Source organism: Cytobacillus sp. FSL M8-0252, assembly GCF_038007345.1.
Classification (GTDB): Bacteria; Bacillota; Bacilli; order Bacillales; family Cytobacillaceae; genus Cytobacillus; species Cytobacillus kochii.
Genome location: NZ_JBBOWZ010000001.1, coordinates 1,621,050 through 1,636,564 on the forward strand (window position 1 = coordinate 1,621,050; position 15,515 = coordinate 1,636,564).

Here is a 15,515-nt window from a genome sequence, read left to right on the forward strand (position 1 = left end):
AGAGGATTTTAGTAAAAAAACAAGAATGTAATAGGTACAAAAGCGCATATACATCTATGATAATGTAAACGGTTACTATAAGGGAGGCGATTGGTGATGAATCATTCTTCTTTGACGATGGCACAGATGATAAAAAGAGCAGAAACGTTTTTCGCAAAAAAAGAGGTTGTATCTAGAACAGCAGGTGGTATTCAAACATTTACGTATAAGGAAATGGCAGAACGAACACGAAGACTTGCTTCAAGTTTACAAAGGCTTGGTATTAAAAGAGGGGAGAAGGTAGGGACATTTGCTTGGAATCACCACCGCCATCTGGAAGCATATTTTGCGATTCCCTGTAGTGGAGCGGTGTTGCATACAATTAATATTAGACTCTCATCTCAGCATATCACCTATATTATTAATCACGCAGAAGATAAAATTCTCCTCATAGATGAAGAGTTAGTTCCATTAATTGAACAATGTAGGGACGAACTTTCCAATGTAAAAGCATTTATCATTATGAGTGACCATAAGGAACCTCCAACTACAACTTTATCTCCAGCATATAATTATGAAAGTCTACTAGAAGAAGCAGATCCCAATTATCAATATCCCGATGATCTAGATGAAAATGACCCGGCAGGGATGTGTTATACTTCCGCGACCACCGGAAATCCTAAAGGCGTCATTTACTCTCACCGGGCAATTGTGCTCCATAGCTTAGCATTAGGTTTAGCGGATAGTGTTGGTGTAAGTGAAAAAGATATTGCCCTACCTATCGTCCCGATGTTTCATGTCAATGCATGGGGCTTACCTTTTGCAGGTGTGTGGTTTGGCACAAAATTGATCATGCCTGGACCTGCATTTACGCCTAAATTAATTGCCGAACTAATAGAAGAATATAAAATTACAATTACTGCAGGTGTCCCAACTATTTGGCTTGGATTATTGAAGGAATTGCAAGCGAAAAAATATGATTTAAGTTCTTTAAGAAGCATTCTGTGTGGCGGATCTGCTGCACCAAAAGGCATGATTCGAGTGTTCGAAGAAAAGTATAAGATACCGTTTCTTCATGCTTATGGAATGACAGAAACAAGTCCACTCGCAACTGTCTCCAATCTGAAAAGCTATCAAGAAAATATAGATTTTGAAGAGAAACTGGAGTTAAGAAGCAAGCAAGGATTATTGGTTCCGGGATTAGAAATGAAAGTGATTGACGAAAAAGGGGTTGAAGTGGAGTGGGACGGAAAGCAGATGGGCGAGCTCTGCTTAAGAGGCCCGTGGATTGTAACCGAATATTATAATGACGAGCGGACTGCCTCTAGTTTTAAAGATGGCTGGCTTCATACGGGTGATGTTGTCACGATAGATGAAGAAGGACTTTTGAAAATTGTCGATCGCACGAAGGATTTAATAAAAAGTGGTGGGGAGTGGATTTCTTCTGTTGACATAGAAAATGCGCTCATGGCTAATGAAGCCATTTTTGAAGCTGCTGTTATTGGTATTCCGAGTGAAAAGTGGCAAGAGCGTCCATTAGCCTATGTTGTATTACATGAACAATATAAAGGGAAAGTGACAGCTGAAGAAGTGCTTCAGTCATTAAGCGCTCAATTTGCAAAATGGTGGATTCCTGATGATGTCATTTTTATTGATGAAATTCCCAAAACATCTGTAGGGAAATTTTTAAAACGTGATTTACGAGAGAAATATCAAATGGATAAAATTAATCAGTAATTATTTGCAATATGAAGAGTCATTCATTTTCTAGTAAAAAAACTCAATTATATTTGGAAAATAAAAAATATTTTATTTATAATAGAGGTATCCAAACTTAAGGAGGAAAATGAATGGCGCTTGATTTTGATACAAAGACCGTTAATTATTCGATTGAGGGAAGAGTGGCGCATGTGGAAATGAACCGGCCTGAGTCATTAAATGCACTAAATGTGGAAATGATTCATGAGCTGGCTGCTGTTATGAAAGAGTTAAGTAATTTAGAAGAAATAGATATCGTTGTTTTGAAAGGGGCGGGTAGAGCATTCTCCTCAGGCGGAGACATTAAAACGATGCTGATGGATGCGAATGAAAACGATTTCCCCGTTGTAATGGATGAGATTAATGAGTTAGTTGTTACATTGTATAGTATGCCTAAAATCACCATTAGCGCAATAAAAGGTGCAGCTGCAGGGCTCGGATTAAGTTTAGCATTAGCTACGGATTTCATTTATGCTCATAAGGAAAGTAAATTAGCGATGAACTTTATTGGTATAGGGTTAATCCCGGACGGTGGTTCCCACTTTTTCCTTGAGAGTAAGTTAGGGCCCGACCAAGCAAAGCACCTCATATGGGAAGGGAAACCGATGACAGCTGAAGAAGCATGGGAGAGAGGACTTGTTCATGAAGTCGTAGATGATCTTAACGAAGCAGTAAATAAAAAAGTGTACCATCTGAGTCATCTTCCAATCCTTGCGATGATTAAAACAAAAAAAATACTGACAGATAAGAATCGCCCATTATTATTAAAATTATTAGAGCTCGAAAAAAGTGGTCAAGCACAAATGAGGAAAACAGCTGATCATAAAGAAGGCATAAACGCTTTTATTGAAAAAAGGCAGCCTCGATTCACAGGGAAATAACAGGAATGAAAGACACGCATGTTTTATCAGAAACATGCGTGTCTTTATTTGATACGTGGTGTATAGTATAACCTGAGGTCTACCGGTGAAGTAATATAAGCTTTCCTGCTGGAGAAGAGCAACGATGTGTTTTCTCATCTAATCCTTTTTCTTTCAGGAGGTTTTCTCCGGTCACCTTGGCTTCTTGATCATTTGCTGATTCGAATGATTCATCAAGAATTTTTTCACCGGTTGGTTCGAATGCCGTTAATTTATAAGTTTTCATCATAAAGACTCCTTGTAATGTAGTTGAATATTCCGATATTTAATTATATTTTGGCATAATTCCATCAATCTTGCAAAAAGAAACATCCTTATTTAATGAATCTTTTTTAGTTTTATACCGTAAATAAATGAAAGGGAGGGACAAAATTTATATGTCTTTAAAATTAGAAAATGTTACGAAGAAGTTTGGTCAATTTACTGCAGTAGATGATATATCTATAGAAATACCTGAAAAGGAAATGTTTGGTTTTTTAGGAGCGAATGGTGCTGGAAAGACGACTACTTTTCGAATGATTTTAGGGTTAATTGATGCAACCAAAGGAAACATCAGTTGGCAAGGGAAACCCATTAATTATTCAGTGAGTGGTCAAATTGGTTATTTACCTGAAGAGCGTGGGTTATATCCAAAATTACAAGTGAAAGAACAACTTGTATACTTAGCAAGGCTAAGAGGGATGGATAAACAATCTGCCTTAAAGGAGTTAGACAACTGGCTTGATCGCTTTAAAGTACCGGATTACAAAACAAAAAAGGTAGAGGAGCTATCAAAAGGGAATCAACAAAAGATACAATTTATATCTAGTATTTTACATAAACCTAAACTATTGATTCTTGATGAGCCGTTTAGCGGGCTAGATCCAGTAAATGTAGAGCTGCTAAAAGACGCAGTTGTAGACTTGAAAAATAGTGGTACATCAATCGTATTTTCTTCCCACCGCATGGAACATGTTGAAGAGTTATGTGAGCATCTTTGTATCATGCAAAAAGGTAGACCAGTCGTACATGGTGAATTGAAGGAAATTAAGCGTTCTTATGGAAAAAAAACATTAATCATTCATGGTGATTTTTCGATGGCTTTTTTACAAGACCACCCTGCTGTGAAGAAATTTAAAATGACAACAGAAGGGGTGCATCTGCAAATTGAAAATGAATTGGCAGCGGACGATATACTAAAAGATATTGTTGGCAAAGGATTTATTCGCAAGTTTATGCTTGAAGAACCATCTTTAAATGATATCTTTATCGAAAAGGCAGGTGCTTCTTATGAGTAATTTTTGGACAATTCTATGGCATACGTATTGGACAAAAATAAAAACAAAGTCTTTTCTTATTACGACAATCATTACGGCACTTTTATTTGTGCTGTTAGCCAATATTACAACCATTATCGATACTTTTTCAAATGAAGAAACACCGAAAGTGGCAGTGATAGATGAAACAAACAGTTCCATCCAAGCAATAGAACGCATAGAGGCATATACATCGGAGGAAGTTATCTTAGAAAGTGTACAACAGTCAGAAGCTGAAGTGGACGAGAAGGTAATATCTGGGGAATTTACAGGTGCACTTTACTTAACTTCTAACGGTGAAGATCTCATTAGCGGTGAATATAAATCCTTGAGTATAGCTGACACTACTATCTCTAGCTTATTGCAAACAGCTTTGCAGCAAATAAAGACGGAATTAACTGCAGAGAGTATAAATTTATCACCAGAGCAATTGCAAACATTGTATGCACCTGTATCGTTTGAGACGACTGCACTTGAGGAAAATGCGAAGTCTCAAGAAGAATTAAGTCAGGCAAGAGGTCTTGTTTATGTGGTCTTATTTTTAATTTATTTTGCTGTCATCATGTATGCGAGTATGATTGCTAATGAAGTGGCAACTGAAAAGTCATCTAGAATCATGGAAATTCTTATATCAAGTACCCCACCTGTTCAGCAAATGTTTGCTAAGATACTCGGGATCGCTCTGTTGAGTGTGACACAAATGCTGATTTTAGGTTCCATTGGTTTCTTTGCATTGAGAGAAAGCATGTCTAAGCTTGAAGGTGGCTGGTTCGAAGCGTTTGGGTTTAGCAACTTATCACTTGGTATATTGGTTTATGCAGCCATCTTTTTCTTATTAGGCTATTTTTTATATGCGACCCTAGCCGCTTTTCTTGGGTCTTTAGTTAGTCGGATTGAGGATGTTCAACAAATGATTATGCCAATGACGATGTTAGTAGTTGTGGGCTTTTTACTCTCAATGTATGGTCTATCTAACCCAGATACAACTTTTATTACTATTGCCTCTTATATTCCTTTTTTCACGCCAATGCTGATGTTCTTAAGAGTAGGAATGCTTTCATTGCCGGTATGGGAACCAATATTAGGCATGGCCGTTCTTATTGTGACGACAATTATTTTGGCGATATTCGGTGCACGAGTGTATCGTGGCGGTGTTTTAATGTATGGTCGCTCATCTTCGTATAAAGATATTAAAAAAGCGATTCAATTAACGAAGAAAGAAAAATAAGTAGTTATTTACATTCAAGCTTCTCATACTTGTGTATGAAGAAGCTTTTTTAGCAAAAAAGAATTGATAAATGTAGTAGTGACCAATTTACATTTATTAAAATAATGATAAGACAACTAATCTGCGGGCTCTGCTAATGTTTATTTATCGGTTCGTAACAACCTTCCTACTTTATTGAAAAAGAGGCAGTGAAGCAAAATAAATTAATGACAAATGTAACTATTTGCTTTTTGCCTTTCTTGACATACTTACACTAACAAGGCGAAAGGGTGTGAGCGGATGATTGCCTCACTAAATGGGATTGTGAAACGTTATGATTCGAAACTAGTGTTGGACTACATTGATTTGGATATAAATGAGGGTCAAATTATTGGTTTACTTGGTCCTAATGGAGCGGGAAAATCAACATTAATTAGATGCCTAACAGGAATGGAGACAGTTAATCAAGGGAATGTTACGTTATTTGGGGATGGAAAAAAACCATTTCAGAATAAAAACAAAGAAAAAATTGGTTTAGTCACGCAGGAAATATCGATTTTTCCAGAATTAACAGCACAGGAGAATGCGAACTTTTTTGCCGGAATTTACGGGTTAAAAGGGGAAGTGAGAAAAAGAAGGGTAGCAGAGGCCTTAGCGTTTGTTGGATTAGCAGAACATACAAAGGGAAGGGCACAAAATTTTTCTGGAGGAATGCAAAGGCGGCTGAATATTGCATGTTCCTTAGTTCATGATCCTAAGTTTTTAATTATGGATGAGCCGACGGTGGGGATAGATCCTCAATCGCGAAACCATATTTTGCAAGCTGTAAAGAAATTACAAAGAAACGGAACGACTATTCTATATACAACGCATTATATGGAAGAGGTTGAGGCGATTGCCTCAGAGGTTGTGATATTAGATAAAGGGCAAATCATTACAAGAGGAACAGTTCAAGATTTGATTCGCAACATTCAGCATGAAGAGAGAATCAAGGTAGAAGTAAGTCATCCTGAAGAAGTCTCTTTGGAGAGTATTCAGGCACTGCCAGATGTAAAACAAGTCATTAAAGATGGGAATCAAATTTTGGTTGTATCTTCTGCTAATTCAGGACACCTTGACCGTATTTTAACGATTATAAAAGAGGACTCTGGTGTTGTCGGCATTAATGTAGAAAAAGCAAATTTAGAGGATGTTTTCTTAACTTTGACTGGAAGAACCTTAAGGGATGGAGGTAGTGCATGATGCGTGTCCTAAGAACCATTCCTTATACAGTGATTCGAATGAGTAGAGACTATATTACGCTATTGTTGCTCTTAGTTGTTCCGATTATCCTTATTACCACTTTTTATTTCGTATTAGGAGACTTAAAAAATCAATACGGTGATCCTGCGTTCTATGATACAGCACAGTTAATGACACTTGTGTTTCAATTGTTTGGCGGTTCAATCGTGATTGCCCATATTCAAGATGATTTATTTTCTCCAAGACGGCAACGTTTAATGGTGGCGCCGATGAGTCGACCTTTTTATGCTCTCTCAATCTCATTATGTGGCATGTTATATTCCATTTTTCTGGGTTTTTTGTTATTTCTATTTACAGGAATAGGCTTAAAGGTGGAGTGGGGAAATGGATTTTGGGTAATGTACATCATTGGCTTATTGGCTGTACTATCAAGCCTTGTAAGTTTAATTCTTATTTTTGCTGTAAAGAACTTTAAATTAGCAGAACGGTTAAGTGAAGTATATGGCATTGGATGTATTGTGTTGGCAGGGTTGTTTTTTCCAATTCCTGATTATACGGTTATCACATTCATTAATGAATACCTTAATCCTTTATTGTTAGCTGCTAATGCAATTGGCTATGCACAAAGCAATTTATTTCCTGATGCTTATATTTATATGATTCGGTTAGGAGTCGGAATTGTAATTACTTTTATTATTGTGTTTGTGCTCGGTAGGAGGAAGATTTAAATGACTGTTTTCCACTTTGTTCTGAAGAGAAGTATTGCGAATAAAACAAGTTTGTTGATTCTATTTCTCTTCCCAGTTGTTGCGATCTTTCTGCCATCAGGAGAGTATTGGCCACATCTTCCATACGGATATCAATATTTTGGTATTTTTATTTTGTTTATTAGTTTGAAGCTCTCCGGATTAATTTTAGAAGATAGAATGAGAGGAATTGCTAAAAAGGTATCAATTGCCCCCATCAGTCATTTTAGTTATCTAGCACAGAATTTGCTAGCGTATTTTTCCATTTTAATATTACAATGTCTGATTTTAGTTTATGGAGGCGTATTAGTTGGGAAAGAACTTTATCAGCCCTTTTGGTTATTCATTTTATTTATTACATTTAGTATGGCATCGATTGCCTTTGCACTAATGTGGATTTCATTTTTTCGTAATAAAGAAATATCCATGTTAATTTTTATGTCAATTATCAGTGTCATTGCTTTAATCGGTGGCGTCTTGATTCCAATTGAGTTGTTACCTGAAATTTTACAAAAAATAGCGATTATGTTGCCGACTTTTTGGCTAGCTTGGGGAATAGATTGGGTTGTTTTTGGTGGCGAACTGAAGGAGTTTCTGCTTGTGAATGGAATGCTTATTTTGTATATGTTTTTATTTTTAATTACAGGAAGTGTGAAAAAATTGCATTGATAGCTGAGGAGAGGTGTGCATATGAGAGTGTACGAGCGATATTTTAGATTTGTGATATTTTGGCGAATAGCACAATTACTTATCCTAGCACATCTTTGGCTCATAAGTACTGCTGGCTTTGAGGCGATTGTTTTTATCCTGCTTTTGCTCATTGTTATGAGCATACGTATAAGATTTTCAATACCAAAATGGAGTTTTCTTATTGAAATAGTCCTCTGTATCGTTTTCATTCCATATTTTCCATTTGCCCTATATGGTTTAGCCATCGCTATTTTCGAAGCAGCAATAGTCGGGAAGTGGTGGTTGATTTTCCCAATGACGATTTTCATGATTGCTTACCCTGCCTTTGATATCACTTTGATTTCGTATAGTTTACTCACAGTATTAGTCGGAAGCTTCACTTATCAGTCAATGAAAGAACGTAAGCAACTAGAAAAGACTTTAGACAAGGAAAGAAAAGAAAAGCATGAGCTTGAACAGATCAAAATGGAGCTTTTAGAAGCTTATTTTGAGGTGGAAAAGGCAGCTGAATTGAAGGAGAGAAATCGGATTTCAAGAGAACTGCATGACCACCTAGGGCATGATTTAACAGGTGCCCTTCTAGCTATTCAGGCATATGAACAAGTAGAAAATGAAAATCAAGCGCACTCCCTTCTGGAACAGGTGAAAATTAGGCTTTCGAGGAGTACTACGAGATTAAGAAATACAGTTCATAATCTCACACCTGTTACTTATATAGGTGTTGATAAGTTGCAAAGAATCGTAGCAGATTCAGAGCCATTACTCATAGAATTTCAATATAATGGAAATGTGGATAATGTATCTTCTCAATATTGGCTGATGTTGGAAGCGTGTCTTAAGGAAGCTATTACAAATGTAAGTAAATATAGTAATGCGACGAAAACGAAAGTTGAACTTGATATTACTGAAACACTTGTAAGGTTGAAAATCCATGATAACGGCACCATTACCCAAAAATCAGTGAACGGAAGTGGACTAAGAAGTTTACAATTAAGAGCAAGAATGTTAAAAGGAAGCTTTACAATTGATCGTCAAAATGGGTACTTGCTCGTATGTGTTTTACCTATACAGAGAAGGGGGAAGTAGCTATGGATATATTAATTGTCGATGATGATCGTTTAATTTGTCAGAGCTTACAATTACTTCTCGATAAAGAAGAAGATATAAAAATTGTTGGTGTGGTTGAAAATGGGAGTGAAGCGATTTCTTTTTGTGAGAAAGTGCAGCTAGACCTTATTCTAATGGATATCCAAATGCCGGTGTTGAATGGGATAGAAAGTACAAAGGTTATAAAAAGAAACTGGCCACATATTAAAATAATGATGTTGACAACCTTTCAAGACGAAATGAATATTCGGCTTGCTTTAAAAGCAGGTGCTGAGGGCTACATCATAAAATCTAGTTCGATTAAAGATATGGCCAAACAGATCCATGCAATCGGATCAAATGCGAGGGTTCTTACTCCGGAAGTACTTGATAAACTTGTGCTACAAAATAAGTCAGATGGGTTCTGGTCATTAACCGAAAGGGAGAAAGACGTGATGGAGCTTGTGGTGGAAGGTTTATCGAATAAAGAAATATCGAAGCAGCTTTATTTAAGTGAAGGGACCGTTCGTAATGTTCTATCTATTGTTCTTGATAAACTGGAGCTACGCGATCGTACACAACTAGCCATTTACTATTGGCAACGGCAAAAATAGGGTGTCAACTCGAATCTTACACCGCATGTAGAGAAAAGCAGTTGATTATTATCTAAACAAAACCGGGAGATGAGTCCGGTTTTTCTTATGCGATAAAAAACGAATATTTCTTAATAGAATTTAGCAAGTTGATATAAAGGTCGAAACTACCATTATGGTGACGGAGCTGAGTCGTCTAATCCCTTCATTAAAATTGAACATTTTTAATTCTACAATCGACCAAGTAAGAACGTGCATTCGCTTTTGGTTTGCGTTAAAATAAAAGAAAAATGTAAGAGGGATAAAAAATGGAGCCTATCAAATTTATTCATGCTGCAGATTTACATTTAGACAGCCCTATGGTGGGATTAAAAGACTTACCCGACTTCATATTTGAGCGGTTAAAGGAAAGTACATTCCGTTCATTTATTAAGCTCATTGATGTTGCAATAAGTGAAAAAGTTGATTTTGTTATCTTAGCGGGAGATTTATATGATGCAAGTGATCGGAGTATAAAAGCACAAAACATCTTGCGAGAACAGATGTTACGTTTACATAAGGCTAGAATTCGTGCATTTATTGTTCATGGTAACCATGATCATCTAGGTGGAGAGTGGATTAAATTAACGATGCCAGAGAATGTATTTATTTTTGGTGAAATACCAGAAGTAACTAGATTTAAAAAAAACGATACAATTATTCATCTTTATGGCTTTAGTTACAAAGAACGACATGTCGATGAAAGAATGGTTCAGCTTTATCAGAAAGAAGAAGCGGCTGGTTATCATATCGGCATTTTACATGGCAATTTGGAAGGATTAACAGAACACGGGAACTATGCACCGTTTACGATTTCTGACTTGATAGAAAAGCAGTTTGATTATTGGGCCCTTGGTCATATACATAAAAGAGCTGAAATCAATACAGTGCCGCCAATTATTTATCCAGGGAATATACAAGGACGACATAAAAAGGAAACAGGTATAAAGGGTTGTTATTTAATAGAATTACAAGAGCATATTTGCGAGAAGCGATTTATTGAGACAAATGATGTGGTTTGGGATGAAGTGGTCCTTGATTGTAGTTCATTCAATTCTTTTGAGGTTTTATTATCAAATTGTATCAAATTGTTAGAATCAAAAAGAAGAGAAGGAAAAGCCATTATACTTAAATTAGAATTACAACACTTGAGTATGAGTGAAATAGAAGAAAAGGCCTTTAGGTCAGGTGAATTAATAGAATTTCTCCAAGAAACTGAACGAATACAACAATCCTTCGTTTGGGTAAATGAGTTAAAAGTTAAAAAGCAGTTAGTGTGGGATGAGGAAAGTTTACGAAGTCAGTCACCTTTTTATAAAGAAATGTTAGATATAGCAAATGAAGAAATAGTACTGAAGGCATTATCCCCATTATATAGGCATAAACAAGCAAGTCGATGGATAGATGAAATATCACAAACAGATCAAAAAGAAATTGTTGCAGATGCAAAGCAATTGTTACTTGAACTATTAGTGGAGGGGGTGAACGAATGAAGCTTAAAGGTATGGAGATCTATGGTTACGGAAAATGGGAAAATATCAAAATTAAACAGTTAAACGATTTTCATTGTTTTTACGGGCAAAATGAAGCGGGTAAATCAACACTGATGTCTTTTATTCATAGTATGTTATTTGGTTTTCCATCTAAAAAAGGAAATGAAAGAAATTATAAACCTAAGAATAGTAGTCAATATGGTGGAAAATTGATTTTCACTTTACCAGATGGTCATGAAGCAATGATTGAGAGAGTAAAGGAAAGAACACCGGATGAAGTGAACGTTGTGCTCAGTTCCGGAAGAAGCGGTGGTTCTACGTTATTAGAGGAATTGCTCCAAGGGATGGACCAACCATTATACCGAGCGATCTTCTCTTTTGACCTGTTTGATATTCAAAATGTGCAATCATTTAGTAAAGAAGATTTAGGGCATTTTTTATTTTCTTCCGCGGTTGTTGGAACAGATGGCATTTTAAAGGCAGAACAATATTTGCAGAAGCAACTCGATTTGCGTTTTAAGCCATCTGGAACAAAGCCAGTTTTAAACAGCGGTTTAAAAGAGCTAAAAAAAGCATATGAAAATCTAAAAAAAGCGGAAAAAACGAATAACCTTTATAAAGAACGAACTGAGAAAAAAGAAGAATTAATTTGTAATAACGAACTACTTGAACAAGAAGTGGAACAGTTAGAAGGGATGCTAAGCTCTTTAAGGAAGTGGTTTACGGTTGAGAAAGTATATCTTCATTATTTAAGTTTACTAGATGAAGAAAGTCAATTAGACGTAGATGAATTTCCAATAGATGGGTTAAAGCAATTAGAGGCTATACAACAGAGTAAGGAAGTATTAGAAGACCAAAGAAATGAACTCATCATGAAAAGAAGTACCCTTGACGAAAAATTAATGAATGCAGGATTACAGAAGCAAATACTTGAAAATAGAGCAGAAATCGAAGCTGTTTGCGAACTGAATACTGTCAGAGAGAATCAAGTGCAGACGAAGAATGAATGGCAACTCGAAATAAAAGCTTTGGAGGAAGAATTGCAGCATATGTCAGATAAGCTGCATATGCAAATATCTGACGAAGAGATTTTATCTTTTGATACGAGTATGTTTCAAAAAGAACTTATCTCTAATGTAATGAAGAAAAAGTCGCGGTTGTCCGATAGAAAAGTACAATTGGATGAAGAGTCGGAGACTATAAGAACTGAATTAAATGGATTAGAAAATAAAATAAATGAAAGTAGAAAGAAGTTACTATCAAGAGAAGAGAGAGCAAACATTCTTAAACAAATCACTACTTTTGAGCAAAAGGAAAGTCACCATCAGAGATTAACTGAAATCAATGTCAATATACAATTGCTCACAGAGAAACATAAACAAGCAATTACTAAGGATAAGAGATCCCAAAAAATTGAATATATGAAGATAAGTTCACTTTTATTATTATTTATTTTCATTGGCATATGGGGATTCTTTGAAGCTTCATTCCTCATCCAAGCATTAGCGATTGGTGGAATCTGTATTACTTTTATTAGTTCTTTTTTTAAACAGAAGGCAGTCTACTCTGATGGAATAAAGGATGAATTAGATTATTTAAGACAACAAAAAGTGGTATTAGAAAAACAAGAGCCCATCGCTGCTAAGGAGCAGGTAGATGAATGGAAGCAGCAAATTGAAAGGGATAAAGAGCAAGAAGCCGAAGTCGCCGAATACGCTCGGCGATTAGATTATGTCAATAGTCAGTATGAAAAAATCATTGCCGCATATGAAGTGTGGGAAGGTGAGATGAGAGAAGTTGATAGTAAGATAGATCTCATTGCCGAGCCATATAGATTAAATAAATCAACTATGAAAAATCAATTACTTGATGCCTTCTTATTGATTGAAGAGATGAAGGGCACGATTAGAAAAAGGAAGATAAAGAAAGCGAAATTGGATGACTTAAGCCAATCTATTACTAATATAGAGGAGAAACTATCTCATTATTTCTCGTTAGTGGTTATCGAACCACGCTCTTATGCTGATGGCGTGATTCAGTTAAAAGATATCATCGATAAAGAAAGAAACAAACTTGCAAACTTTGAAAAAAATAAGGAAATAAGAGAATCAATCCAATCAGATATTACGATTATAGACGAGAAAATAGCAAATAGAGAAAAGCATATTCAATCGTTACTAGAAGAAGCAGGTGTGTCTTCAATCATAGCTTTTAAAGAAAAAGGGATGGCTGCTAAAAGGAAGCAAGCCATTAAAGAAGAGCTACGAACCGAAAAATTAAAGTTAAATATGACAAACTTATCACAAGAGACATTAAATAAATATGTTGAATTAAGACCGACAGAAGAACAAATAAAAGAATACCAAATAAGCATTGATACGAAGAAAGAAAGAATAACCAAGCAACAAGAAATACTACATCATCTTTCTTATGAAATTAAACAATTAGAAGAAGGTGGAATTTATGCTGAACTATTACACAAATACAAACAATTAAAAGCAGAATGGAATGAGTTGGCAAAGGAATGGGCCGTGTATGCAACAGCAAAGAGCTTACTATCTGAAACGGTAAACACCTTTAAAGAAGAAGAATTCCCAAAAATATTAAAGAAAGCTGAGAGGTATTTTTCTGATTTAACATTAGGTCAATATAAGCGGATTTTTTATGATAGCGACAAAGAGCATTTATTATTAGAGCATAAGGAAGGGATGTTTTTTGAGCCAAGATCGTTAAGTCAATCAACAGCTGAGCAACTTTATATTAGTTTGCGGTTGAGCTTGGCAGAAATTGTGTTCCATCGGTATCAGCTCCCTTTTATAATTGATGATGGATTTGTGAACTTTGATCATAAAAGACTGGAAGAAGTAATGAGAGTACTAAGAGGTAAAGAGGAGCAGATTATTTTCTTTACTTGTCATAAAGGGATGTTGCAAAGTTTTAACGGGGATGAAGTGATTGATTTAAGTGAACTACAAACAGCAACAAGCTTTTAAAAATGAAGGCTTTAAGATAGATATGATATACTTTTACTTAAAGGTAAGACTTAGAGGAGGCAGGTGTAACGATGACTAAAGGAATTGTTTATTACGATACAGGAGAGCAGGTTGAATTGTTCTTACTAATAAAAAATGCTACAAAAGGTGTGGCAAGTAACGGTAAACCTTTTTTAACTTTGATTTTTCAAGATAAAAGTGGGGATATCGAAGCAAAACTTTGGGATGTTTCCGAACAGGATGAAAATAATTACGTGCCAGAAACAATTGTCAAAGTGGCGGGAGATATCTTAAATTATCGTGGACGACAACAGCTACGGATAAGACAGATTCGTACGTCAAATGAAAACGATACGGTAAAGTTAGCAGACTTTTTAGAAACTGCCCCTATTGACGCTGAAGAAATGATGGGGAAAGTCACACAATACATTTTTGAAATGAAAAACCCTAATATTCAAAGAATCACTAGACATTTATTAAAGAAATATCAAGCTGAGTTTCTAGAATATCCTGCAGCGACTAAAAATCATCATGAATTTGTCTCAGGTTTAGCTTATCATGTTGTTTCAATGTTAGATCTCGCTAAAGCGATTGCAAATCTTTACCCTACGTTGGATAAGGATTTATTATATGCAGGTATCATTCTGCATGATTTAGGTAAAGTTACAGAGCTATCTGGTCCTATATCCACAACTTATACAGTAAAAGGAAACTTACTCGGCCATATTTCCATCATGGTAAGTGAGATTGAGACGGCGGCTGAGGAGCTATCAATTCAAGGAGAAGAGGTCGTTATTTTACAGCATATTGTTCTGTCTCACCATGGTAAGGCAGAATGGGGTAGCCCGAAACCGCCTTTAATTAAAGAAGCGGAAATCATTCATTATATTGATAATTTAGATGCGAAAATGAATATGCTTGATCGATCATTATCTAGAGTCAAACCAGGTGAATACACAGAAAGAGTTTTTGCGTTAGATAATCGGGCATTTTATAAGCCGACCTTTCATGAATAACTTAGAAAAGCAAGTATGTGAAATGTAAGAATGTCACATAACTTGCTTTTTTTGCGGTTTACCAGTCGGGTGTATGTGTTCGTGATGGCTATGGAAATGAGAGTAAGGTGAGCAAAATGGTTATGAAAAATTTTTTGCATATTATGGGACGAGCAGACATATTTTCTAATAAGAGAGTAAGGAGGAGTCCAATGATACCTATATGGCTTTACTTTGTGATTGCAGGTATTTTCATTAGCGCATTTATGGCGATTAAGACAGGTAGGGATGAAAGAAAGGCGGAAACTGCTCAAATTGAGCAGGAAGGTGAAGTTTATATGCAAAGGTTAGAATCCGCTAGGGATGACAAACGAGAACAATATGAAAGGCAAGAAGGATAATAAAGGTCGAACCATAGATACGAAAGGAAATATACACATAAATAGTCTAATGGGTTCGAGACCAAAGAAAAGACCTGG

At 35.9% G+C, this 15,515-nt stretch carries 14 protein-coding genes; 13 read left to right on the forward strand and 1 reads right to left on the reverse strand.

The window, feature by feature from the left end; all coding sequences use genetic code 11:
• Positions 1 to 96: 96 nt before the first annotated feature.
• Entirely contained in the window at positions 97 to 1,716 is a 1,620-nt protein-coding gene (locus tag MKX83_RS08375; protein ID WP_224939101.1) for a long-chain fatty acid--CoA ligase, read from the forward strand.
• Positions 1,717 to 1,829: 113 nt separating this feature from the next.
• A complete protein-coding gene (locus MKX83_RS08380) occupies positions 1,830 to 2,618 on the forward strand; it encodes an enoyl-CoA hydratase (protein WP_341055020.1) in 789 nt (262 codons plus the stop codon).
• Between the two features lie 79 nt (positions 2,619 to 2,697).
• On the opposite strand, the gene MKX83_RS08385 is transcribed toward MKX83_RS08380, so the two are convergent.
• Positions 2,698 to 2,883 carry a YhzD family protein gene (locus tag MKX83_RS08385; RefSeq protein ID WP_341055023.1) on the reverse strand — a complete coding sequence of 62 codons (186 nt, stop codon included), beginning with the start codon at positions 2,881 to 2,883 and terminating at the stop codon, positions 2,698 to 2,700.
• 151 nt (positions 2,884 to 3,034) lie between these two features.
• On the opposite strand from MKX83_RS08385, the gene MKX83_RS08390 reads away from it, so the two are divergent.
• From MKX83_RS08390 to MKX83_RS08440, 11 genes are all read left to right on the forward strand, one after another.
• Positions 3,035 to 3,934 (forward strand): ABC transporter ATP-binding protein, encoded by a 900-nt coding sequence (locus MKX83_RS08390; protein ID WP_224939103.1) that lies wholly within the window; start codon positions 3,035 to 3,037, stop codon positions 3,932 to 3,934.
• Entirely contained in the window at positions 3,927 to 5,180 is a 1,254-nt protein-coding gene (locus tag MKX83_RS08395; protein WP_224939104.1) for an ABC transporter permease, read from the forward strand. The genes MKX83_RS08390 and MKX83_RS08395 overlap by 8 nt, the downstream gene beginning before the upstream one ends.
• 279 nt (positions 5,181 to 5,459) lie before the next feature.
• Positions 5,460 to 6,401: an ABC transporter ATP-binding protein gene (locus tag MKX83_RS08400; protein WP_251161285.1), complete on the forward strand. Its 942-nt coding sequence runs from the start codon at positions 5,460 to 5,462 to the stop codon at positions 6,399 to 6,401.
• Entirely contained in the window at positions 6,398 to 7,129 is a 732-nt protein-coding gene (locus MKX83_RS08405) for an ABC transporter permease (RefSeq protein ID WP_341055028.1), read from the forward strand. The genes MKX83_RS08400 and MKX83_RS08405 overlap by 4 nt, the downstream gene beginning before the upstream one ends.
• Positions 7,130 to 7,816: an ABC transporter permease gene (locus MKX83_RS08410; protein ID WP_224939107.1), complete on the forward strand. Its 687-nt coding sequence runs from the start codon at positions 7,130 to 7,132 to the stop codon at positions 7,814 to 7,816.
• A 21-nt stretch (positions 7,817 to 7,837) separates the two neighbouring features.
• Entirely contained in the window at positions 7,838 to 8,923 is a 1,086-nt protein-coding gene (locus MKX83_RS08415; protein ID WP_341055031.1) for a histidine kinase, read from the forward strand.
• Between the two features lie 2 nt (positions 8,924 to 8,925).
• Positions 8,926 to 9,537, forward strand: a complete 612-nt coding sequence (locus MKX83_RS08420) for a response regulator transcription factor (RefSeq protein WP_341055033.1) — start codon at positions 8,926 to 8,928, stop codon at positions 9,535 to 9,537.
• A 287-nt stretch (positions 9,538 to 9,824) separates the two neighbouring features.
• On the forward strand, positions 9,825 to 11,048 hold the full coding sequence (locus tag MKX83_RS08425; RefSeq protein ID WP_095369918.1) for a metallophosphoesterase family protein: 1,224 nt from the start codon (positions 9,825 to 9,827) through the stop codon (positions 11,046 to 11,048).
• Positions 11,045 to 14,041: an ATP-binding protein gene (locus tag MKX83_RS08430; RefSeq protein ID WP_341055036.1), complete on the forward strand. Its 2,997-nt coding sequence runs from the start codon at positions 11,045 to 11,047 to the stop codon at positions 14,039 to 14,041. Before MKX83_RS08425 ends, MKX83_RS08430 begins: the two co-directional genes overlap by 4 nt.
• Before the next feature lie 71 nt (positions 14,042 to 14,112).
• Entirely contained in the window at positions 14,113 to 15,057 is a 945-nt protein-coding gene (gene yhaM, locus MKX83_RS08435) for a 3'-5' exoribonuclease YhaM (RefSeq protein WP_095369916.1), read from the forward strand.
• A 191-nt stretch (positions 15,058 to 15,248) separates the two neighbouring features.
• A complete protein-coding gene (locus tag MKX83_RS08440; RefSeq protein WP_095369915.1) occupies positions 15,249 to 15,437 on the forward strand; it encodes a sporulation YhaL family protein in 189 nt (62 codons plus the stop codon).
• The last annotated feature ends 78 nt before the right edge of the window (positions 15,438 to 15,515 follow it).

Bases quoted from the DNA above. Each gene is read 5' to 3' on its own strand.
- MKX83_RS08415 (WP_341055031.1), top strand. From the start codon at position 7,838: ATGAGAGTGTACGAGCGATATTTTAGATTTGTGATATTTTGGCGAATA.
- MKX83_RS08405 (WP_341055028.1), top strand. From the start codon at position 6,398: ATGATGCGTGTCCTAAGAACCATTCCTTATACAGTGATTCGAATGAGT.
- MKX83_RS08390 (WP_224939103.1), top strand. From the start codon at position 3,035: ATGTCTTTAAAATTAGAAAATGTTACGAAGAAGTTTGGTCAATTTACT.
- MKX83_RS08425 (WP_095369918.1), top strand. From the start codon at position 9,825: ATGGAGCCTATCAAATTTATTCATGCTGCAGATTTACATTTAGACAGC.
- MKX83_RS08420 (WP_341055033.1), top strand. From the start codon at position 8,926: ATGGATATATTAATTGTCGATGATGATCGTTTAATTTGTCAGAGCTTA.
- MKX83_RS08395 (WP_224939104.1), top strand. From the start codon at position 3,927: ATGAGTAATTTTTGGACAATTCTATGGCATACGTATTGGACAAAAATA.
- MKX83_RS08410 (WP_224939107.1), top strand. From the start codon at position 7,130: ATGACTGTTTTCCACTTTGTTCTGAAGAGAAGTATTGCGAATAAAACA.
- MKX83_RS08400 (WP_251161285.1), top strand. From the start codon at position 5,460: ATGATTGCCTCACTAAATGGGATTGTGAAACGTTATGATTCGAAACTA.
- MKX83_RS08375 (WP_224939101.1), top strand. From the start codon at position 97: ATGAATCATTCTTCTTTGACGATGGCACAGATGATAAAAAGAGCAGAA.
- yhaM (WP_095369916.1), top strand. From the start codon at position 14,113: ATGACTAAAGGAATTGTTTATTACGATACAGGAGAGCAGGTTGAATTG.
- MKX83_RS08380 (WP_341055020.1), top strand. From the start codon at position 1,830: ATGGCGCTTGATTTTGATACAAAGACCGTTAATTATTCGATTGAGGGA.
- MKX83_RS08440 (WP_095369915.1), top strand. From the start codon at position 15,249: ATGATACCTATATGGCTTTACTTTGTGATTGCAGGTATTTTCATTAGC.
- MKX83_RS08430 (WP_341055036.1), top strand. From the start codon at position 11,045: ATGAAGCTTAAAGGTATGGAGATCTATGGTTACGGAAAATGGGAAAAT.
- MKX83_RS08385 (WP_341055023.1), bottom strand. From the start codon at position 2,883: ATGAAAACTTATAAATTAACGGCATTCGAACCAACCGGTGAAAAAATT.